The organism is Flaviflexus sp. (genome assembly GCF_052087705.1).
Taxonomy (GTDB): domain Bacteria; phylum Actinomycetota; class Actinomycetes; order Actinomycetales; family Actinomycetaceae; genus Flaviflexus; species Flaviflexus ciconiae.
The window spans coordinates 1-21,751 of record NZ_JBQCYC010000002.1 but is presented as its reverse complement, the minus strand read 5'-3'; the positions used below and the strand labels follow the sequence as shown (position 1 = coordinate 21,751).

Annotated in this window: 18 protein-coding genes; 10 read left to right on the top strand and 8 right to left on the bottom strand. The window is 59.6% G+C overall.

Annotation, left to right across the window (positions count from 1 at the left end):
* Positions 1–713 precede the first annotated feature (713 nt).
* Complete coding sequence (locus tag ACTHUY_RS01390; protein ID WP_441654807.1) at positions 714–1,967, bottom strand: M18 family aminopeptidase; 1,254 nt, start codon at positions 1,965–1,967, stop codon at positions 714–716.
* 53 nt (positions 1,968–2,020) lie between these two features.
* On the opposite strand from ACTHUY_RS01390, the gene ACTHUY_RS01385 reads away from it, so the two are divergent.
* The gene (locus ACTHUY_RS01385) at positions 2,021–2,188 is read left to right on the top strand and encodes a hypothetical protein (protein WP_441654806.1); all 168 of its coding nucleotides are present in this window, start codon (positions 2,021–2,023) and stop codon (positions 2,186–2,188) included.
* Positions 2,189–2,380: 192 nt separating this feature from the next.
* Positions 2,381–2,923 carry a YceI family protein gene (locus ACTHUY_RS01380; RefSeq protein ID WP_441654805.1) on the top strand — a complete coding sequence of 181 codons (543 nt, stop codon included), beginning with the start codon at positions 2,381–2,383 and terminating at the stop codon, positions 2,921–2,923.
* 184 nt (positions 2,924–3,107) lie between these two features.
* Here ACTHUY_RS01380 and ACTHUY_RS01375 read toward each other — a convergent pair whose 3' ends face one another.
* On the bottom strand, positions 3,108–3,701 hold the full coding sequence (locus ACTHUY_RS01375) for a GNAT family N-acetyltransferase (protein ID WP_441654804.1): 594 nt from the start codon (positions 3,699–3,701) through the stop codon (positions 3,108–3,110).
* Positions 3,698–4,546, bottom strand: a complete 849-nt coding sequence (locus ACTHUY_RS01370) for a ketopantoate reductase family protein (RefSeq protein ID WP_441654803.1) — start codon at positions 4,544–4,546, stop codon at positions 3,698–3,700. The genes ACTHUY_RS01375 and ACTHUY_RS01370 overlap by 4 nt, the downstream gene beginning before the upstream one ends.
* Positions 4,547–4,704: 158 nt before the next feature.
* Here ACTHUY_RS01370 and zupT point away from each other — a divergent pair, with 158 nt between their 5' ends.
* A complete protein-coding gene (zupT, locus tag ACTHUY_RS01365) occupies positions 4,705–5,505 on the top strand; it encodes a zinc transporter ZupT (protein ID WP_441677356.1) in 801 nt (266 codons plus the stop codon).
* A 113-nt stretch (positions 5,506–5,618) separates the two neighbouring features.
* Here the strand turns inward: zupT and ACTHUY_RS01360 are convergent, their stop codons facing one another.
* Positions 5,619–6,692 (bottom strand): patatin-like phospholipase family protein, encoded by a 1,074-nt coding sequence (locus ACTHUY_RS01360; protein ID WP_441677354.1) that lies wholly within the window; start codon positions 6,690–6,692, stop codon positions 5,619–5,621.
* Between the two features lie 328 nt (positions 6,693–7,020).
* Positions 7,021–7,521 carry a thiol peroxidase gene (gene tpx, locus ACTHUY_RS01355; protein ID WP_441654800.1) on the bottom strand — a complete coding sequence of 167 codons (501 nt, stop codon included), beginning with the start codon at positions 7,519–7,521 and terminating at the stop codon, positions 7,021–7,023.
* 101 nt (positions 7,522–7,622) lie between these two features.
* Here tpx and ACTHUY_RS01350 point away from each other — a divergent pair, with 101 nt between their 5' ends.
* From ACTHUY_RS01350 to ACTHUY_RS01340, 3 genes are all read left to right on the top strand, one after another.
* Positions 7,623–8,750: a metallophosphoesterase family protein gene (locus ACTHUY_RS01350; protein WP_441677352.1), complete on the top strand. Its 1,128-nt coding sequence runs from the start codon at positions 7,623–7,625 to the stop codon at positions 8,748–8,750.
* The gene (locus ACTHUY_RS01345) at positions 8,747–11,335 is read left to right on the top strand and encodes an AAA family ATPase (protein ID WP_441677350.1); all 2,589 of its coding nucleotides are present in this window, start codon (positions 8,747–8,749) and stop codon (positions 11,333–11,335) included. The genes ACTHUY_RS01350 and ACTHUY_RS01345 overlap by 4 nt, the downstream gene beginning before the upstream one ends.
* Positions 11,336–11,432: 97 nt before the next feature.
* The gene (locus ACTHUY_RS01340) at positions 11,433–12,155 is read left to right on the top strand and encodes a pseudouridine synthase (protein WP_164719644.1); all 723 of its coding nucleotides are present in this window, start codon (positions 11,433–11,435) and stop codon (positions 12,153–12,155) included.
* Positions 12,156–12,281: 126 nt separating this feature from the next.
* Here ACTHUY_RS01340 and ACTHUY_RS01335 read toward each other — a convergent pair whose 3' ends face one another.
* Entirely contained in the window at positions 12,282–12,635 is a 354-nt protein-coding gene (locus ACTHUY_RS01335) for a DUF488 domain-containing protein (RefSeq protein ID WP_441654796.1), read from the bottom strand.
* Positions 12,636–12,698: 63 nt separating this feature from the next.
* On the opposite strand from ACTHUY_RS01335, the gene ACTHUY_RS01330 reads away from it, so the two are divergent.
* Complete coding sequence (locus ACTHUY_RS01330; protein WP_441654795.1) at positions 12,699–13,583, top strand: patatin-like phospholipase family protein; 885 nt, start codon at positions 12,699–12,701, stop codon at positions 13,581–13,583.
* Positions 13,584–13,691: 108 nt separating this feature from the next.
* Here the strand turns inward: ACTHUY_RS01330 and ACTHUY_RS01325 are convergent, their stop codons facing one another.
* Complete coding sequence (locus ACTHUY_RS01325; RefSeq protein WP_441654794.1) at positions 13,692–15,317, bottom strand: FAD-binding dehydrogenase; 1,626 nt, start codon at positions 15,315–15,317, stop codon at positions 13,692–13,694.
* Positions 15,318–15,441: 124 nt separating this feature from the next.
* On the opposite strand from ACTHUY_RS01325, the gene ACTHUY_RS01320 reads away from it, so the two are divergent.
* On the top strand, positions 15,442–16,626 hold the full coding sequence (locus ACTHUY_RS01320; protein WP_441654793.1) for a DUF808 domain-containing protein: 1,185 nt from the start codon (positions 15,442–15,444) through the stop codon (positions 16,624–16,626).
* Positions 16,627–16,810: 184 nt separating this feature from the next.
* Positions 16,811–19,024, top strand: a complete 2,214-nt coding sequence (locus ACTHUY_RS01315; RefSeq protein WP_441677348.1) for an NADP-dependent isocitrate dehydrogenase — start codon at positions 16,811–16,813, stop codon at positions 19,022–19,024.
* Between the two features lie 1,155 nt (positions 19,025–20,179).
* Here ACTHUY_RS01315 and ACTHUY_RS01310 read toward each other — a convergent pair.
* Positions 20,180–20,860 carry a hypothetical protein gene (locus ACTHUY_RS01310; protein ID WP_441654791.1) on the bottom strand — a complete coding sequence of 227 codons (681 nt, stop codon included), beginning with the start codon at positions 20,858–20,860 and terminating at the stop codon, positions 20,180–20,182.
* 234 nt (positions 20,861–21,094) lie between these two features.
* Between ACTHUY_RS01310 and ACTHUY_RS01305 the strand changes: the two genes are divergently transcribed.
* A partial coding sequence (locus ACTHUY_RS01305) for an NAD(P)-binding domain-containing protein (RefSeq protein WP_441677346.1) occupies positions 21,095–21,751 on the top strand: 657 nt, incomplete at its 3' end.

Genomic DNA, 21,751 nt, shown 5'->3' with positions numbered 1-21,751 from the left:
TCTTCGGACGTGGTTGTGTCATCCCCCGAAGTGGTTGTCTCTTCTTCGTCGCCACCTGACGTACAAGCGCTGAGCACCAATGCTACAGCCGCCGACGCAGCGACAAGCGAGTATGTCTTTCTACGCTTCACAGTGTCACCTTTGTTCAGAATTAAGTGATTTGCTCGCCGCTCCCAGTCCCGGTTGGTCCCGAGGGCGACGGGTTGGCTTAACAAACAAGGCTGAACCTCGCCTGGTATAAGTCACTGAAGTATACATAAGCGCTTCGTGATGTCGAACTCATTGTCCGCAGATCAAGCAGAATTTATCAGTTTGTTACATTCGATCATCGGCACTAAAAATGGACGAGTCGAACATTTCACCGTCATCAGAGCGGCGTTAATGGTGTGATAGCAGGACACATGTGACCATCCTCCTTCACCAAATCTCACTAGCCGGACCAGCAACGTACGCGCGACACTCTGACTTGATACAACACCCGGCGCGCCACCCCAGACACGGATAGGGCGCCGGTCGGTTTCTTACGCGCCCCGCCGAGCAGACAGATCGACGCAACACGCAGGAGGAGCGCTGCATCCGCACATTCTGCGGAGGGAGGCGGCCCCTAACAGGAACAACGGGCGCACCGGGCGCCGCGTGAACGTGGGCCAACGGGAGGAAAGGGGAGCCGGAAACTTTCCGACTCCCCTCCTCTATCTATTACGAGTGAACCGCTATGCGATCTCCCAGAAGGATGCGATTGCCTGCGACATCGCGTAAACGTCATCGATATGACTGAGCTCGCGAGCCGAGTGCATCGAGAGTAGCGGTGCGCCAACATCGATGGTGCGGATACCGAGGCGCGTTGCCGTCAGCGGGCCAATGGTGGAGCCGCAGGGCACGTCATTGCGGGAAACAAAGTCCTGCGACGCAATTCCCGCGTGGTGGCAGACGCGGTTCCACAGTGCGGTACCCCAGCCGTTCGTCATGTATGCCTGGTTCGCGTTGTGCTTGAGAAGCGGTCCCTGACCAAGAACAGGACGGTGGGAAGGATCGTGCTTCTCGCCGTAGTTCGGGTGGACAGCATGACCGCAGTCAGCACTCAGGCAGGCGGATCGAGCAAAGACCCTTTGCACCTCATCCTCGGTCGAGAGCCCAAGCGCTCCAGCCGTGCGGCGGAGAACGGTTTCGAGTATCGGACCAGCGGCACCGGTGTTGGTCCGGGAACCAATCTCCTCATGATCAAAGGCGGCAAGTACCGCGACCGACCCGGTCGTTGCCGAGACCTTCTCCATGGCCGCAAGCGCCGCGTGCACGGACAGCAGGTTGTCCTGCCGGCCCGACGCAAAGAATTCGCGATCCGGGCCGATCCTTGCGGGGCCTTGCGAGTCGTACGCAACGAGGTCGAAGCCCACAATGTCCTCGTCAGTGCCAGCATCGGTCTTCAGGATGTCTACGAGCGAACCTCCGGACACGGAGAAGATCGGGTGCAGGTGGTTCTGCGAATTGAGGGTGACGCCCTCGCGAGCGGAACGATCGAGGTGAATGGCAAGCTGCGGAATCACCATGATTGGGTCGGTCTTCACTAGGTGCTCACCGGATTCGGTGAACACCCGACCAGCCAGTCCCAGGTCTCTGTTCAGCCAGGAGTTACCGAGAAGCCCGCCATAGGTCTCGGCATTGACCTGGCCGTAGCCCTCGACATCTGCCTGCGGATTGGGCTTCACCTTAAAGGTCGGGGAATCGGTGTGGACACCCACGATAGAGAACCCGACCTCCTTGACCTCTTCGGGAACCCACCAGGCCATGACCGCGCCGTCGCGAACCATGACGTGGCCACCCCTGCTGGCATCCCAGGGTTCCTCTTCTTCCTGACGGTGGAAGCCCGCCTCCTCCAGGCGCGCCGCCACTTCGCGGGCCGCATGGAAGGAAGAAGGACTGGCGGATATAAAGGATGCGAAATCCTCGCTATGTGTCACTGCATTCATGCCCACAACCGTACCGGAGCATCCACCCGCTCCCCCGAACATGGCAGGGCCGGATGGTGCAGAACGCGTTCTCCGACTCCACCCTCCAGCGCATTCCTCCCCTCAATCACTGGCAGCGCCCCGTCCTCTACCTGCGCTGCTCACGGACCGGCACCGACGGATCAAGGACCATCATCAAGCAGCCCGGCGACCTCAACCCAGACTTCCCTCCCGCCCGCTGAAGGGCGTTAACTCCACGGACAGCGAAACGGACTATTCGGAACGGCGAAAACCTGCCTACGGCACTCGTGACCACCATCACTCAACATTTCAAGTTTGAATGGTTGAAACTTCAACCAACATGTGTCAGACTATTTTTCAGAGTGGCAAACAGCCGCCCGCGATCTTGAATAAGACAACCAAAGGAAGAAACAATGGCTAACCTCAACGAGCTGAACGGCACCTACACCCTCGACACCACCCACACCCAGATTGGCTTCGTTGCCCGTCACGCGATGGTCACGAAGGTCCGCGGTCGCTTCGCAGAGTTCGAGGGCACCGCTTCGACCGGTGAGAACCTCCAGGACGCCAAGATCAACATCGTTATCCAGGCTGCTTCGGTTAACTCCGGCAACGCTGACCGCGATGGTCACATGCAGACCGCCGACTTCTTCGACACCGAGAACTTTAAGACGATCACCTTCGACTCGACCAACGTTGTTGCTTCGGGCGAGACCCTGACCGTTACCGGTGACCTCACCATCAAGGGCATCACCAAGTCCGTTACCGTTGACTTCGACTTCATGGGCGCAGCACAGGACCCGTTCGGCAACGAGCGCGTTGGCCTTGAGGGCTCCGTCGTTGTGAACCGCAAGGACTGGAACATCGACTTCGACGTCCCGCTGGCCACCGGTGGCCTCCTCGTTTCCGAGAAGATCACCCTCGAGTTCGAGATCTCGGCCATCAAGCAGGCCTGATCTTCCTCACCTTCTAGCTCCACGTGAGCACTGACCGGCACGGATTATTCCGTGCCGGTCATCTTTTACCTAAAAGGAAATAATCAAACCGGAGTGCCGCTCCGTGACTCCCCTTCGATTCTTTGCAAGGCTGGGCCGGTTTAGCCTCGACATAGTCGGCACGGCTTCGGCTTTAACGCCGAGTTTACGCAAGCAGGGTTGAGGACGGCTTCCACATGATGATCTCGGGGACCGGCGCTGGGGTCTTGACCTCTCCAAGAGGCACAAAGCCTCGGGAGGCATAGAGTTTTGCCGCGCGGGTCGATGTTGCCTCAAGGCGGGCAGCCTCGTCTCCGCATCGTTCCAGCCCAGCATCCAACAGAGCCGAGCCCACTCCCCTTCCTCGGGCCCGCTCGGTAACGGCAATGACTTCGAGGTGCCAGGCGGGGAATGGAATTTTCACGGCCGAGTAGGCCCTCAGATACCGGAGCAGGGTTGGCGCGGCCTTACCCAAACGCCGGACCAACGGGAGAGCCTTGCGAAGCACGCTGGCGGGAACTTCCTGGCCGGGGGCCGTCCACACCGCGGAGCCCAGGAAATCCCCCTCGTCTTCAGCGACGTCGATGATCCCTCGCTCGAAAGCCGAATCGGTGATGAGGCGATAGAAGTCCGCAAGCAGGCTCTCCGGCTCGTCCGCTTTCCGCAGGACCCAACCAAGTGACGGATCTGCGGCAAAAACGGTTCCTAAATTGCTTGCGACCGCATCGAGGTCAGCGCGGATTGCCGGTCTAATGATCATGCGAGCCGACTCTCGATGGCCTGAATCGCCGCCGCGAGCGCAGGCGTGTCAATGCCCGCGCGTTCAGCGGTGCGCACGAGGTCGTGTCCGAGTGCGTCAATCTCTGTGGGGTTCTCTGCTGTGACATCACGCCCGAGCGATGAGTCCGAGTCGGGATCGATCTTATTCAGGAAGTTGTATATGTCGTCCGGGGCGGTCTCAAGACCGGAGGCCGTGGCAATCCGAGCGACTTCTTCGATGAGGGGTTCTGATTGCACCATTGCAGGGCCGAGCAACTTGCCGGTCGAGGCGGTGAGGAGTGCCATGGGCGCGAGGAAACGTAGCTTGTTCCAGAGCACTTCTGCTTCCGTGCCACCGACCCGAACAGTAAGTCCGGCCCTCTCGAGGGTTTCGGGGATCTCCCATCCCCGCGCCGCTTCCTCGACATCGATCATGGTGAATTTCGAGTGGTGGAGGAAAACGCCCGGGCTGGTTCGTTCGGAGACGATGCGAATGGCACCGCAGGTGGCGCGGGAAGCACCAAGGTCGTGGATCCGCTCGGCGTGGGATACCCCGTTGCAGAGGGAGACGATCTCGCTCGGCGCCGATTCTTCAATGTTCTGGGCTATCTCGGGTAGCGAGTACGCCTTTGTGGCGACAATGATGGCGGATCCGGGTGTGGGCTCCGTTCGCGCGGGAACATCCACCTGGATGCTTCCGTACTGGGCCGATTCGAGGTTCAGTCCCACCTCATTGATCGTCGCCGCAGTTCTCTCGGTTGCGACGATCTCCACATCGATTCCTGCATGTCGAACAACTGCCGCGAGGACGCCGCCGACTCCACCTGGTCCATAAACACTGAGCACGGTTCCAGACTATCGAGAAGCGGACCGTCGGGCCCGCGAATCCCCGGATGTAAGGAACTCCACTGGCAGCAGGCACGAAATACGCACGGAAACACTACGAAAGTCCTAGAATTTCGGAAGACCGAAACTTTATCGTGGAATCAGCCCAGGAGGTGCGTATGGAATCTGGTGATGTGCTGTTTGCCTTCGGCATCACGCTTGCCGCAGGCTTAGCCACCGCTATCGGCTCTCTCATTGCGTTCCTGAAGAAGGAACAGTCCCCCGCCTTCCTGGCCGCGATGCTCGGCTTCTCGGCTGGCGTCATGATCTACGTGTCGATGATCGAGATCTTCCCAAAGGCACAGGAGGCCCTCGTCTCCGATCTCGGTGAGACGTGGGGGCCATGGGTAACGGTTCTCGGTTTCTTTGGCGGAATCGGACTCATTGCTTCCATCGACAGATTCGTGCCGATGGAAGCAAACCCGCACGAACTCGGCAATGTCTCGTCCGAGATTGAGCCGGAGCAGCGGGCAAAGCTCATGCGGATGGGAGTCTTCACCGCTATTGCTATCGCGATTCACAACTTCCCCGAAGGCTTCGCAACATTCCTTTCTGCCCTTCAAGATCCCGAGATTGCCATTCCCATTGCCGTTGCAATCGCCCTGCACAACATTCCCGAGGGCATAGCCGTGTCAGCTCCCATTTATTACGCAACGGGAAGCAGGAAGAAGGCTTTCTGGCTGTCCGCCGCCTCGGGTCTCGCAGAGCCTCTCGGCGCTCTGGTCGGCTACCTCGTCCTGTCCACCTTTGTATCGGACACCCTGATGGGAATGTCGTTCGCCGCGGTCGCGGGCATCATGATCTTCATTTCCCTGGACGAGCTCCTGCCTTCGGCCGAAGAGTTCGGAAAGCACCACGTGGCCATGTACTCACTGGTTTCTGGCATGGCGGTTATGGCGCTGTCGCTTCTGGTTCTCTAACGCCAACAGCTCCGTCTCTCAGCGCCACAGCTTCGTCACTCAGAGCTGCCGCTTCGTCGCTAAGCGGTGCAATGATTCCCCCTAAAACAGTTTCCGACCTTCGGTGCCCGTTGTCAGAGGCCCATGTCGTCAAAGGCGTCGATGGCGAGCTGGCGACCCGCCTCGGTAACTTCAGACGCCTTGTGGAAGTCGAGGGTGCCGCACACGACGGATGGAACATCGATCTTGACGTTGACGGGATTTGCGGCTGCCCGGTAGCGCTCAATCATGGACTGCATGGTCTCCAGCGCCATGTTCACCACCCCCATCGTATTGAGGTTCGCGGGTAGCTTCCCGACCTCGTTCCACGCGTCGAGGGGCCCCGCAGGTCCCTCCCCCGTTACTTGTGTGGCACTTTCTGTCTCAGCCAGCTGTGCCTTCGTTTCGTCCCCGAACATCTCCTCGCTGAGTAGCCCCGCGCCTTCTGAGGGCTCGGAGCTTGCCGAGTCGGCCCCTTCGGATTCCTTATCGTCCCGCCGGAAGATGTTCGCGTCCATAAGGCCAGCAACCCCGCGACGAAGCCTAGCAGCGAGCTTGAGCCCATCGTCTTCTTCGTACTTCTCGCTGTGCTCGTCGTTAACGGCAGAGGTAGAAAGAATCGTGTTTGGGCGTCCGCTGAGAGAAACCGAGATGGTGACATCCGAGGGGATCGCCGAGGTTGGCTCAACCGGAACGGGGTTAACGAGCCCACCGTCGGCAAGGATCTTTCCGTTCACCATGATCGGGGCAATAAAGGTCGGCAGTGCACAGGATGCTCGCATAGCGGTGACGAGGTCACCGCGCTGGAACCAGACCTCACGGTGGTTGACAATATCGGTTGCGACCGCGGTAAACGGTATCTCCAGATCTTCGATTTGTACGTTGTCGACAAAGCTGTTGACCATCTGGAAGATCTTGTCGGCCTTAATAACTCCGGGCTGAGAGAAGGCAGGATCGTAGAGCCGGAATACGTCAAGATGTGTCAGGCTCGTGGCCCAGTCGGCAAAGTCATCAAGCTTCCCCGCGGCCTCGAGACCACCGATCAAGGATCCCATGGACGTACCCGAGATTGCCACGATCTCGTGACCACGCCGTTTGATTTCTTCGATGACCCCAATGTGTGCGTAACCGCGGGCACCACCGGATCCGAGCACGAGCGAAACCTTCATCGTTCCTCCTGTTTCACATGTACGCCGAACGATACCCGGCAAGGCTGAGCAAATCTTGATAGTCGAACGTCTGGCAGAAGCAAGCAAACAATCAGCAGCTCACAGCAAATAGCTGAGTGAGCACCGAACGAAGCCAAGTCCCGGGCCCCTCCTCACGCAAACGTTTACAGTCCATCTTTTATTGGACACCGCATGGTGCGTTATCGGGAAAACCGCTACATAAGTGGCACGACGCGAGTTGCGCACAGATTGCGGGAGTTGCGCACAGGTTGGAAGAGGGGCAGGCACCGCTGGCGCCCGCCCCTCTTCCAACCTACGCCACCAATTGTTAAGCGGATTCGATCGCGTTCTTCGCGCCCTCATAGTCGGGCTCCTGCGAAGTTTCGGGAACCAGCTCGGTGTAGAGAACCCTGCCGTCCGTGTCGAGAACAACGACGGAGCGAGCAAGGAGGGACGCGATCGGACCATTCTCCATTGTTACGCCGTAGTCATCACCAAATGTCGAGCGGAATGCGCTGGTGGTGACCACGTTCTTGATGCCCTCGGTTGCGCAGAAGCGGTTAAGCGCAAAGGGCAGGTCGCGGGAAACGCAGACGACCGTCGTGTTCGGCAGATCATCCGCAAGCTTATTGAACGTGCGGGCGGCAGTCGCACACACTCCCGTATCGATCGACGGGAAGATGTTGAGAATGACGCGGCGGCCCTCAAAATCCTTCAGTGTAATGTCGTTGAGTTCAGTTCCAACGAGCGTAAAGTCCGGGGCCTTCGCACCCTTCTCGGGAAGGTTGCCTACGATGCTGACGGGCGTGCCACGGTACGTAATATCCATGATCACCATTCTGTCGAGAGCGCACGAAGGGAAGCAACAGGATTCGCCACCGGGGAAAGGCCCGGGCGAGTTCTGTCCGCAACATTACGTAAGGTAATGCCATGACCAAGACACCCGTCACGTTCATCCACAGCTCCGACTGGCAGCTTGGCATGGTCCGGCACTACCTCAGCGACGAAGCTCAGGCACGTTTCACCGGAGACCGTGTCCACACCATCAGAACAATCGGGGATGTTGCCAAGGCAACGCAATCCCAGTTCATCGTTGTGGCTGGCGATGTCTTCGAACACGCTAACCTCTCCTCCCGGGATATTGGCCGCGCTTTTGAGGCCATGTCGGAAACGAATATCCCGATCTTCCTTCTTCCCGGCAACCACGATCCACTCGGACCCGGCTCCATCTGGCTTTCGCCAGATACTCAGCGCATGATCCCCGACAACGTCACCGTTCTTAATGGCCCCGGCCCCTTTGACGCCGTACCTGGCGTGGAGATTGTGGCCGTCCCCTGGACGGGCAAGAACCCGGGCACGGACCCCGTGTGCGGAATTCTGCCCACGCTGGAACCGACCGAGAACACGCGAATCCTCGTCGGCCACGGCATGCTTCGCGAACTCGATCCCGATCATCTGTCCACCGAGTATGTCGACAGCGACAAGCTCAGGGAAGCAGTCCGTTCCGGTCTCGTTGACTACGTGGCTCTCGGGGACCGGCACATCTGCAAGCTCGACGACGAAACCGGCGCCATCAACTATTCGGGAACCCACGAAACCACGAGCGAACGAGAGACAACCCGCGGCACCGTCCTTTCCGTCACGATCGATGATGACGGGGTGAACGCGGTGCGGCACGAGGTTGGTACCTGGCTGCACACAACGATCGAACGCACCCTCGACTCCTCGGCAGACGTTGATCTGTTTGCCGAGGATCTCGAGAGGATCCCTTCGAAGGACAGAACGATCGTGAAGACGAAGCTAAAAGGGACACTTTCGATCTCGACAGCCGCGGCCCTCGATCAGGTCACCGAAGACCACGAACACCTCTTTGCCTCCCTTTACGCTTCTAAGAGCGGCACCGATCTTGCCGTCGTTCCGGACGCTCTCGATCTCGACAATCTCGACCTGTCAGGCTTTGCACGGGACGCATTCGATGAACTGAGCGAGCGAGCAGTCGATGATCCGAGTGCGGCAGGGGCATTGAAACTTCTCTACCGTTTTGGGGTGCAGGCATGAGGCTCGAATCGCTAACCGCCCGCAACTTCCGCGGCATCGACAGTCAAGAGGTTACGTTCGGCGATGGCATTACCATCGTGTCGGGCTTCAATGAGGCCGGGAAAACGAGCCTGATCGAGGCCTTCGACCACCTCATCGAGCACAAGGCCACATCCAACAATGGCAAGGTCCGGAGCGTCCAACCCGTGGGTAAGGACGTGGGGCCCGAGGTCGAGGCTGTTTTCACCGTTGGCCCCCACAAGGTCCGCTATTTCAAGCGGTGGCTGAAAAGCAAGACCACCGAACTGACATTCCTTGAGGGTCCCCGCAGGGGCCAGTCGGAGACCGGGGATGCTGCCCACAATGTCCTCACGGATCTGTGGGAGGGCATGGACACAACTCTGTGGAAGGCTTCGCGGCTCATGCAGGCAACCGCACTCGAGGTTAGCCCGCTCAGTTCCTCTTCCTCACTGCAGAAGGCACTGTCGGTCCAGGCCGGAGAGGTTATCGACGACACCTCGTCGACTCCCGTTCTTACCCGCGTCAGCGAGATTGTCGACGAGTTCTACACAAAGGGGCGAGCCGAAGGAAAGCTCCTCAAGGACGCACGGAAACGAGTCCAGGAGGCCCAGAACGATGTCACCGATTCAACGTCTGCACTCGAGGCTCTCGAAGCAGACATTGCGGCACTGACTGCTCTCGAGGAGGAGATCAATCAGCGCACAGGCGACCTCAAGCTGGAGCATGAACGGCTTGCCCCTCTTGAGGAGCAAGTAACCGTCGCTCACGCCGCCAAGGCAACTATCAAGGAGTCGGAGAAGACCGTCGCATCCGCACAAAAGGATGTCGATTCCGCACAGGCAGCCCTCGATGCGCGCAGCCTTCTTATTGCTTCCGCCAAAGAGGCCGAGGACGAACTGGCCGCCCTCAAGGAAAAGCGCAACAGTGCCAGGGAAGATGCGGCTCCCCTCGAAAAGGAAATCAGCGACCTCGCGGCGCGCGCCAAGGAAGAGCGAGAGAAACATAAGGTTGTTTCGGACCTTCTCGCACAGGCCAATCGTTTTGACCGGAGCAAGCGGGCACGCGAAGACATCAAGGCGATGGAAGCATTGCTCACCAAATACGAGGCCTTGACCAGCGAGATCGCTCAAGTAACCGCCGGCTTGTCCCCCATCGACCCCAAAACCGTCGAGAAAGTCACCGACCTTGAGCGAGAGATCGAGATCGCCGAGACGGTAGCTAAGGCCGGTGCCGCTCAGATCAGCATGGTGGCGCTCGCCGGCGACCGCCACGTCCTCCTCGACGGTGAAGACATATCGCTCGGGGAATCCCCCCACAACATTCCCGTTCTCACCGATGTCACGGTCGAAGTGCCCGGGGAGCTTCGGTTCACTGTCTCCCCGCACGCCACATCCGCCGAAGCGCTCTCGCGCCTTGAGGCGCAACGGGACGAGCTTAAGTACCTGCTGGCAGACAATGGCGCAGAGTCAGTGAAGGCTCTCCGATCAGCTCGCGTTTTCTTTGAAGAGCAGGAACGCAAGTTGGCCGCTCTCAAGGAGTCACGCACGGACCTTCTGGATGGAAAGAGCGCGGACGACATTCGTGACGATCTCGCGACGCAGAAGACCTGGGTTGCGGAGCAGGGGGATGCGAAGGAGGGCGACATTGATGCCCTCACGGCACAGGAAAAGGAACTCTCAGGCCAGGTTTCGGACACGGAGGCAGTTCTGTCAGCCAAGAAGGCAGAAGCAGAAACAGCGCGCAACCAACTCGCCACCCTCGAGGGGCGGGTCGAGAACCAGAGGGGCACACACTCCCGCGCGGTCACTGCTCTTGCTGAGGCACGCGAGCGCAACTCCGACGAGGAACTTGATAAGACACTCGCATCGGCCTCGAAAGCCCTCGATCAGCACATTGCCGAGCTCAACGCCGCCAAGGAAAAGCTTGAAGAGTCGGGTGGCGACGCCCTGCTCGAGGACCACGAGTCCACTCTGAAGCACATTGCCGGTCTCGAGCAGCGGCTCGATGAGGTGAGGCGACAGTACGGACAGGACAAGGCCGTCCTTGATTCGAAGAACACGGTCGGCATCCAGCAGAAGCTGGACGCGTCGACGAGTGAAATGCAACGTGCCGAACAAGAGCTCGAGTCGCTTCTTTCCAGGGCAGAATCGGCGAAACTTCTCGAAGAGGTATTGATCCGCCACCAGCAGGCGGCGCACCGCAAGTACATCGCACCGTTCCGGCATGCCCTGGAGGAACTGGGCCGTGCCACCTACCAGAACCCCACATTCGGCGTTGATATTGACGAGGAACTGGCGGTGACCCACCGGATTATGGATGGGGTATTGATTCCTTTCGATCAGCTTTCAACGGGTGCAAAGGAACAGCTGTCGATTCTCATTAAGCTCGCCACCGCTCAGCTCGTGTCCGATGAAGATGCGGTTCCTGTCATGTTTGATGACACGCTCGGCTATTCGGACCGCCGGAGACTCCATCGTGTTGTGTCGGCAATCGAAAACAATACGTCTGCCGGGCAGGTCATCATCTTCACGGCGAACGATGACCGGTTCGCTGGACTGACAAATGCCACGCATATCCGACTCTAGCCCGCGGCGCGGGGTCTCCCCCACACTGCTCCGTCTTCCTCCCGGTGCTGATCTTGCAGAGCAAGTGTTCATCGCTTTAGCCAGCAAGGGAGCCGCCGTGAGCCGCGCCGATGTTGTGGCGGCAATAGGAGCTGGGGACATCGGTTACGAGAATGACGAGACTGCTTACATACACCGCCCGATTCCCGACGAGGCCGACATTGATCTTCCAGTTCTCCTCGAAAACGATCGGATTATTGCCGTCGATAAGCCTGCCGGGATTTCGTCAACACCGCAGGGTTCATTCGTTGCCAGGTCTGTCCTTGTCCAGGCACGCAGACAGTTCGGAGATAAGGTGACGTGCGCTCACCGGCTCGATCGCGCCACCTCGGGAGTCATGCTCCTTGTGAAGGATCCCGCCTACCGCGGCACCTACCAGCAGATGTTTGAGAACGAGACCGCGTCCAAGACTTACGAGTTCCTGGCGCGTGCGGTTGCCGATGTGCCGCGGGAACGAGCCTCCCGCCTGGTGGCTCAAGGCGGGCAGTCCCTTGAGGTACCGGGGGAACCGAACGCTCGCACGAAGTTCCGTCTACTGGATAAGGATTCTTCGGGCACGCGGGGCCGATACGAGGCTGTGCCGCTAACCGGAAAAACCCATCAGATCAGAGTGCATGCCGCAGGCGCCGGATTTGCGATTCTTGGAGACACTCTCTACGGACCGGGTGAGGGCTTCCCCGACCGGATCGAACTCTTGGCGCAACGCCTGTCGTTCACCGATCCCGTCGACGAGACGAGCATGGATATTCTTTCCAAGCAGGAACTCAGTTTCCCCGAGTGAACACATCGGCCCCGCGGATCCGCGCAGGCTTGCCATCACCAAGCAGACGGCTAGATTGGTTTTCTGTACACCCGACGAAGCAGGCCACCACTTCGCCACGGCGTGCACCGCTGCCCAACGTGCCGACTATTTGTCGTTGAGAACGTCTGTCAGGTAGTCCGTCAGGGTGGGGATGTGGCTGTGATCGACATCCTTGGCCGCCGTGAGAAGAACTATTTCACTGCGGTTGCGGAGCTCATTGAGGTCGGGAGCCAGGTCTTCGAGTTCGTGCCGGTACTTCTCGGCAAATTCCTCATATCTGCTGTCCCGATCATCGTGGAACCACTTGCGAAGGTCGTCTGATGGTGCGAGATCTTTCGCCCACATATCAACATCCGCGTCCTCTTTTGAGACTCCCCGCGGCCACAGCCGATCAGCGAGGACACGATATTCCTTGCCCTGTCGTTTGTCGCTGTAGATTCTCCTGCTCGTCACCAACATGAAACCAGGCTACGGCTGAGCGTTTCACTTGACCAGGGTATCGTTGGCGGGGAAGGGAGTCCCATGTCGCTATCCAGCAATGTCTTCGACACCGCTTTGATCTTTGAGGGAGGTGCGATGAGGGCGTCCTATACCGCGCCTGTCGTCAACGTTCTCCTCAAGAACGACATCTATTTCGACTGGACTGCGGGGATCTCTGCCGGTTCGACAAACACGGTCAACTACGTGTCGCGGGATTCGAGGCGTGCCCGTCTCTCCTTCACGGACTTTGCTGGCGATCCAAACTTCGGGAACTTTCGAACGTTCCTGCGAGGCGAGGGACTGTTCAACGCGAACTACATTTACCAGCAGACTTCCGGACCGGACGAAGCCCTTCCCTTCAATTCCAAAGTGTTCTTCTCGAATCCGGCACGCCTCCGCATCGGTGGATTCAATGCGGAGACTGGCGAGACCGCCTACTGGGGCCGGGAAGATCTGAGCACCAACGCGGACATCATGAAGAAGGTTCAAGCCTCATCGACCATGCCGGGGCTGATGCCGGTGGTGGATATTGACGGGGTGCAATGGGTCGATGGAGCGATCGGTTCCTCGGGAGGCGTGGCGCTCGACGCCGCGGAAGCAGACGGTTTCGAACGATTCCTTGTCATCATGACTCGACCTCGTAACTACTGGAAGGCCGTCCCCCGCAACACGAAGTTCTTTGAACGGCACTTCCGCAAGTATCCCGCGGTAGCCGAGGCCCTTATCACCCGCCACGTCCGCTACAACGCAACCAAGGAAAAGCTCCTCGAACTGGAGAAGCACGGACGCGCGGTCCTGTTCTTCCCGGAAAACATGATGGTGGGCACGGCGGAACGGAATATTAACAAGCTCCGCGCCAACTACATTGCCGGACTCGACCAGGCCAAGCGCGACCTACCAATCTGGAAGGACTTCGTCGGACTCTAGCCCGCCGACCGACGAATTCAGCTTCGTCATCAAACGCAATCATGCTGCCCAACCCTCTGGTTGGGCAGCACGCTCTCCGGTTGGACGGAGGACATTGCGTCCCAACCGTTAAACCGATTCGCCCGCACGCTTTCCAGAGAACAGGCATCCTCCGAGGAACGTTCCTTCGAGAGAGTTGTATCCATGGACGCCGCCGCCGCCGAATCCTGCGGCTTCCCCCGCCGCATAGAGGCCAGGTACTGGGTTCCCGTCGTTGCCAAGAACCTGGGAAGAAAGATTGGTTTGTAGGCCGCCGAGTGTTTTGCGGGAGAGGATGTGCAGACGTACGGCGACCAGCGGTCCGTTCTTTGGATCGAGGAACTTGTGCGGGGAGGCAACTCGAATGAGCTTGTCACCGCGGGATTTCCGAGCCCCTCGAATTGCGGCTAGCTGGGCATCCTTACCGAACTCGTTGTCAAGTTGCCGGTCGCGGGCCTCGACTAGTGCACGGATCTTTACCGGGTCCAGGTTTCCGTTTTCAAGGCGGTTCATCGCGGCAACGAGGTCCTCGATGCTGTCCGCGACAAGGAAGTCCTCGCCCTGTGTCTTAAACGCTTCGACCGGTCCGGGTGCCCCCGACTTGAGGCGGGTCGCCAACAGCTTCAAGTCCTTGTTTGTGAGATCCGGGTTCTGTTCGGATCCGGACAGCGCGAACTCTTTCTCAAGGATCTTCTGGGTAAGGATGAACCAGGAGTGGTCATGCCCCGTAGCGCGCAGGTGGCGAAGAGTTGAGAGAGTGTCGAATCCCGGGTAGGCGGGTGCGGGGAGCCTGTTTCCATCCCCGTCGAGCCAGAGCGAAGATGGTCCGGGGAGGATCCGAATCCCATGCCCCAGCCATATGGACGCATAGTTCTTAATGCCCTCCGTGTAGTGCCACATGCGGTCGCGGTTCACGACCCTGCCGCCAGCATTCTCCGCGATTCCGAGCATCCGACCATCCACGTGGTCGGGCACACCGATGATCATGGATTCCGGTGGGGTGCCGAGTCGTTCCGGCCAATTCTGCCGAACCAGGTCGAGATTGCCGCCGATACCACCCGAGGCAACAATCACGGCGTCGGCCTCGATCTCGAAGTCACCTACCGCTTCCCGTGAGGAGGAGCGGCCCCGCTCCACGTTCGTCGGTTCAAGAATGGTTCCTCGAACGCCCGTGACCGCCCCGTCGGTACCGATGAGTTCGTCGACCTGGTGGCGGAACCGGAATTCAATGCGGCCAGCCTCCGCATGTTCCCGGACGGACTCCTCGAACGGGGCAACAATTCCCGGGCCGGTGCCCCATACAATGTGGAAGCGGGGCACCGAGTTTCCGTGGCCGTCCGCTCTGCCGTCTCCTCGTTCCGCCCATCCCACAACCGGGAAGAACGAGACTCCTTTGGATGAGAGCCACTCACGCTTCGGGCCTGCCGAAAAGTCGAGATAGGCGTCGGCCCATGCCCTGCCCCATTTGTCTTCTTCACGGTCGAACTGGGCTGAGCCCTGCCAGTCGGAGCGGGCTAACTCGAACGAGTCTTTGATGCCCATTCTTCGTTGCTCCGGGGAGTCAACGAGGAACAGGCCACCAAACGACCAGAAGGCTTGTCCGCCGAGTGACTGTTCCCCTTCTTGGTCGACGAGGATAACGTGCCTACCGCGGTCCGCCGCTTCGCTTGCTGCCACGAGGCCAGCGAGCCCCGCACCGATAACAACCACATTCATGCGACCATCCAACAGGCACTCACGTGTGATTGCAACCACAAAGGGGGCCGGTATGAGATAGTTGCGCTAGTCGTACCTGCGACTAGCATGGTCAACGGCATATCTCCCACGGAGGAAGAAAATCATGGCTGGTGGACTAGTTGCACTTCTGGATGACGTCGCGGCGCTTGCTCGCTTAGCGGCGGCTTCGATCGACGATGTGGCAGCGGGCACCATGAAGGCAAGCGCTAAAGCCGCCGGTGTCGTCATTGACGATGCGGCGGTCACCCCGCAGTACTTGGATGGTGTGAAGCCCAACCGGGAACTGCCCATCATCAAGAAGATCTCAACCGGCTCGATCCGCAACAAGCTGATCTTTATCCTTCCCGTCATCCTCCTTCTGTCGGAGTTCCTCCCCCAGGTCCTAACACCTTTGCTCATGTTGGGAGGTACCTATCTGTGTTTTGAGGGCGCAGAGAAGGTGTATGAGAAGGTCCGGGGCAAGCACGCGGAGAAGGACGCCCCCGCCGTTGAGCAGGGCGCGGGCGCCGAGGACCAGATCGTGAAGAGCGCCGTGACGACCGACTTCATTCTGTCGGCCGAAATCATGGTGATTTCCCTCGACCAGGTGGTTGACGAATCCTTCTGGATCCGCGCACTCATCCTGGTCGTCGTTGCCGTTCTCATCACTGCCGTTGTCTACGGAGCGGTCGCCATCCTGGTGAAAATGGACGACATTGGCCTATCCATGACGAAGAAGAGCTCGGAATTCTCCCAGAAGGTCGGTAAGAGCCTCGTTACCGCCATGCCGAAGGTCATGGACTTCATTTCCGTTGTCGGCACCTTCGCGATGCTCTGGGTCGGCGGCCACCTGATTCTCGTTGGCGTTCACGAATTCGGGTTTACCCCAATCCACGACTTCGTCGGCTTCCTCCAGGGCGGAGTTGAGGACATCGCCACCGTCGGCGGCCTCCTCGCCTGGCTGGCCGACACGGTCGTCTCCCTGATCTTTGGTTTGGTGTGGGGCCTGATTGTCGTCTTCATCGTCCACGTTGTTCTCAAGGCGCTCGGAAAGGGCCACGGTAAGGCGCTTGGCGCCGATTCCAAGAACGGCCCCAATAAGGCCACCGTTCAGACCCCCGCGGCCACAACCGCAAGCGGCACCAGCGCGCTGGTCACCGAGAACAACGCCGCCACGGCAACACAGGGCGCCCGCACTGGCGACACCACCAGCACTGACACCGGAACTGGTCCTGACCATAGCAATACCGGCACCAACGCTGGCGACGATCCGGCCAATCCGGGAGCCTCCTCAAGCAACCAAGAGTAGGACAGTACGCGGGTCACCCCTAGCCGGGCGCCCTCCAGTGGGCCGGCAGGAGTGTCGACCCACTTGCTTTCCCTCGCGTCTCAATCTTGAGTCCGGTGATCGCTGTCAGCGCGATCGGTTAAGAGTATTGGCGTCTTCTTGGCTATTGTTGAAGCGAACCAGTCTCAACGAGGAGGGCCCGCGCATGTCGCCCATGATCTACACCCATACCGACGAAGCACCGATGCTCGCCACGGAATCGTTCCTGCCCATTCTTCAGGCCTTCGCGTCCCAGGCGGACGTGGCCGTGGAGACGCGGGACATCTCCCTAGCTGGCCGCATTGTGGCCGCCCTGTCGGATTACCTGCCGGAGGAGCTGCGGGAGTCCGACGCTCTTGCGGAGCTTGGCGAGCTCGCTAAGTCACCGGACGCCAACATCATTAAGCTTCCCAACATTTCGGCTTCGATGCCGCAGCTGAAGGCCGCGATTGCCGAGCTTCAGGAATCAGGTATTCCCCTCCCCGACTACCCGGACAGCCCCTCCACCGATGAGGAAAAGGACATCCGCGCCCGCTACGACGCCGTGAAAGGCTCGGCCGTGAACCCGGTCCTGCGCGAAGGCAACTCCGACCGCAGGGCACCCCAGGTCATTAAGAACTACACCCGCAATCACCCGCACTCGATGGGGGCGTGGACCGCGGACTCCAAGACCGCTGTCGCCACCATGTCCGGCGATGACTTCCGCGCGAACGAGCAGTCGATTGTTCTTCCCTCCGATGATGTTCTGTCGATTGTGCACGTCGACGCCGAGGGCAATGAGACATTCCTGAAGGAAAAGCTTCCGGTCCTGTCCGGCGAGGTGGTTGACTCGACGATCATGTCCGCGGCAGCTCTAGACCGGTTCCTTGTCGAGCAGGTCAATGCCGCAAAACAGTCGGGCGTCCTGTTCTCCGTTCATCTCAAGGCAACGATGATGAAGGTGTCGGACCCGATCATTTTCGGTCACGTTGTCCGCGCCTTCTTCCCCGCCACTTTCTCGCAGTACGGCTCAGTGCTCACCGAGGCCGGTCTGACTGCGGATAACGGCCTTGGCGCTATCCTCGATGGTCTCGGCGGTCTTGAGAACGGCGCAGAGATCCGAGCATCCTTCAAGAAGGAACTTGAGGACGGCCCGGCCCTTGCGATGGTGAACTCCGACAGGGGGATCACGAACCTGCACGTGCCGTCTGACGTCATCATTGATGCCTCCATGCCGGCCATGATCCGCTCCTCGGGTCACATGTGGGGCCCCGACGGGAAGGAAGCCGACACCCTCGCCGTTATTCCGGACTCTTCATACGCCGGTGTTTACTCCACCATCATTGATGACTGCAAGAAGAACGGCGCCTTCGATCCGACCACGATGGGAACGGTTCCGAACGTGGGCCTCATGGCACAGAAGGCCGAAGAGTACGGCTCCCACGACAAGACCTTCGAGATCGCTTCCGCTGGAACCGTCGAGGTCCGCAATTCCGCCGGCGAGGCTCTCATGAGCCACAACGTGGCAGCGGGAGACATCTTCCGTGCCTGCCAGACCAAGGATGCCCCGATCCGCGACTGGGTATCGCTGGCAGTTCGCCGCGCACGCCTGTCTGGCATGACAGCTATCTTCTGGCTTGATCCGGAACGCTCGCACGACCGTGCTCTCACGGAGAAGGTCCGCACCTACCTCCAGGATGAGGATACGGATGGTCTGGACCTGCGGATCCTCTCCCCCATCGAAGCCACCCAAGAGACCGCCGACCGTCTCCGCCGCGGCGAGGACACGATCTCGGTAACCGGTAACGTTCTGCGCGACTACCTCACCGACCTGTTCCCGATCCTCGAGCTGGGCACTTCCGCCAAGATGCTGTCGGTGGTTCCCCTCATGAAGGGTGGCGGCCTTTTCGAGACCGGAGCCGGTGGTTCCGCACCGAAGCACGTCCAGCAGCTCCAGGAGGAGAACCACCTGCGCTGGGATTCGCTCGGCGAGTTCCTTGCCCTTGCCGAGTCACTACGCCACCAGGGCCGCACGGACGGCACCGACCGCCCCGGAATCCTCGCCGACGCTCTGGATGTCGCAACCGAGCGGCTGCTCAACGAGGGCCAGTCGCCGTCCCGCAAGGTCGGGGAGATCGACAACCGCGGTAGCCACTTCTACCTGGCCGTGTACTGGGCTCGCGCTCTTGCGGACCAGACCGAAGATAAGGACCTTGCCGCTGTCTTCGCACCCGTGGCCAACAGCCTCGAGGAGAACGCCGACAAGATCGCAGGCGAATTACTGGACGTCCAGGGCCAGCCGGTTGATCTCGGCGGCTACTACCGTCCCGACTCCGCCAAGGCAGGCGCCGCAATGAGGCCTTCGGCCACCCTCAACGAAATCATCGATCCGCTCCGCTAGGACCGGCCACTTATCCCGCTCCCCGGCACCTGCCGGGGAGCGGCTTTACTTTGACCCAAGCCAGTCGCGTCCGCCCGGATAAGGCTCCCTTTGAAAGCACAGGTTTCATCGCGGCAAATACCCCAAGGCAGATGCTCGTGCTGGTGCTTATAAACCGGCACGAGTAAGTCCCGGAGAACCGACCATGTCCATGTGCCCTATTGCAACGGCGGGTGTTTAGTCGCGCGATTGCGGGGAAAACACCTGTCTTATGGGATCTATGGGCTCGATTTACCCCATGAAGGCGTAGTGAACAGTGGTCGGATTTCTCGTTCCGCTGCGGTTGTTGTCGGACCAAGCGCCCAGACTCAATGCGAGGCCGGTTACAAGCCCTCCGATATAACAAAATATGGAGGGGAACACTTTAAAGAGTGCTCTGCGCGGTATCTTAAGTCTCGCGATTCTCGGAAGAGTCGGCTTCTTTATTTACCCGCTAACGTTGCCTCAAGACTGTCGCTCTAACCATCGGTATCTCGACGTCGGTTCACCCTCGGCGGTGGCAGGGTTTCCATGAAGGACAGAGCCCTGGGGCAATTGGCACTCTTGTTTCCACCAAACGCACTGGCGTTCTGATCAACCAACAGCCGTAGCTAGCTCTCACATACGATGTTGACGCACCTGGTGGTAGGCAGTTCCGGGGCGTTGCCCGCGAGATCGTTGGTCTCGACGAATTCCACGTCATGACCCCAGGGCTGGTGCTACCGGTCTCCTACGATTCGACAAAGTCCGATGACAACCTCAAGGTTGCACAGGATGGGGACTGGAATGTCGTGAATGCGATGCTCCCCCAGCGACAGATTCAGTCGGGGCTTCTCAGCCCGATGCAGGTGCAGATCGCGGAGCGGGGGACTTCAGCTAAGTGTGTCATCACCGGCTTCAACCCAACCGGTGAAATCTGGCAGGGCCGATCGGCTATCGAACTCGATGTGCGTGTCACCCGGCCGGACGGTTCCGTGTTCGCACCCGGAAGCCGCACGACGAGAACCAGATCCCCCAAACCCAGCTTGGCATGGTCGTCAACGTTACGTACCTGCCTGGTTGCGAAGAAGATATTCTCATCGCCTCCCAGGCGAACCGGTAGCGGCTCCGTCCACCAAAACCAGTCGGGGTGGTTACCTACTCCCCAGTTCCGTGCAGGTGGGCAATCTGCTCGCGAATCCAGAAAGCCAAGCCATCCTCTGCAATAAGGAGATCCATTGTTTTTTGCTGTTCGGGATCTTCCAGGTCGACGATGAGGAGGGCCTTGCGGTCTTTCCCGCGGGCCACAATGGCTTCGCCATCCTCACTTCCCGCCCATTCGATTGTCGGCAAGAAACCGAGGTCGGTCATAGCATTCCAGATCAGTTCCGCACGCTTCTCGTAGCCGGCGCTGTACCTGGGTTCCTCACTGTCCCACGCATTCGGCAGACCGTCTGGAATTCTCGGGAAGAAGTCATCTGAGCCAAGCAACTCCCGAGGAATAACCCGCACCACATCACCGGCCTGAACGACGCCCGGGCGGATTGGCTTCATCCACAGGCGGTCGCCATCCACTTCGACTGCTTCAAATCGGGTCGTTCCGATTGCCAGAATCTGGCCATCGAGGCTCGTCGGGTTATCTGTCGGGGCAGTCACGATCGTCGCAGGCTGGTCCCCGTGCGACTGACAAGACAGGACGATTTCGGAGCGGGCCGATGCGACAGCAACGCTGAGACCGCTACCCATAGTGGAGCTGCGGCGTTCAACCATCGAAAGATCACCCCGGATCTCGAGTGCCGACAGCACCGAGCCGGGAGTGCATACGGCAACGACCTTCATAGCCCCATCTTACGGCGGACGCTCGCTTCGCGCGGGCTGTTCAGGAATGGTCCCCTGTCGTATCAGCATGCGGATCTCTCTCCCAAGGCTTGGACTGCCGCTGTGACCAGGTATGAAGCACTTACCGGGGCTCGGTTACCACCGAGTTTTCCTATCAATCATTTCCGCTGGAACCGGACAAGTGGGAAGATCGTTGCGTACGGTGGGACGGTCCCGCGGCGAAGGAGAACAGTCATGAGTGTAGGAACTGCAGATATTGGTGTTGTTGGCCTGGCGGTGATGGGAGCAAACATTGCCCGGAACCTTGCCCACAAGGGATACAAGGTTGCTGTCTACAACCGCACGTATGCTCGCACGGAGAAGCTCATTGAGGAGCACGGCGATGGGGGGACGTTCATTCCCTCTGAAGAGATCGCTGACTTCGTTGCTTCCCTGTCCAAGCCCCGCGTCGCCATGATTCTCGTTCAGGCCGGTGCCGGCACCGATGCCGTCATCGAGCAGCTGGCTGAACACATGGAAGAGGGCGACATTATTGTCGACTGCGGCAACGCCTACTTCAAGGACACGATCCGCCGCGAGAAGGCCATCCAGGCCCGCGGACTCCACTTCGTGGGTGCCGGTGTTTCGGGCGGCGAAGAGGGTGCACTCGAAGGCCCGTCGATCATGCCGGGCGGAACCCCCGAGTCGTACGACCGTCTCGGCCCGATGCTCGAAGAAATTTCCGCACACGTTGACGGCGAGCCCTGCTGCACCTATATCTCAAAGGACGGTGCCGGCCACTTCGTCAAGATGGTGGCGGTCGGCGTTGTCCATGGGGGTGTGGACCCGATGTTAGGATTGGGGCGGCCACGCCGGTTTGTGATATGTGGAGGGGGGGGCGCCGGACACGAG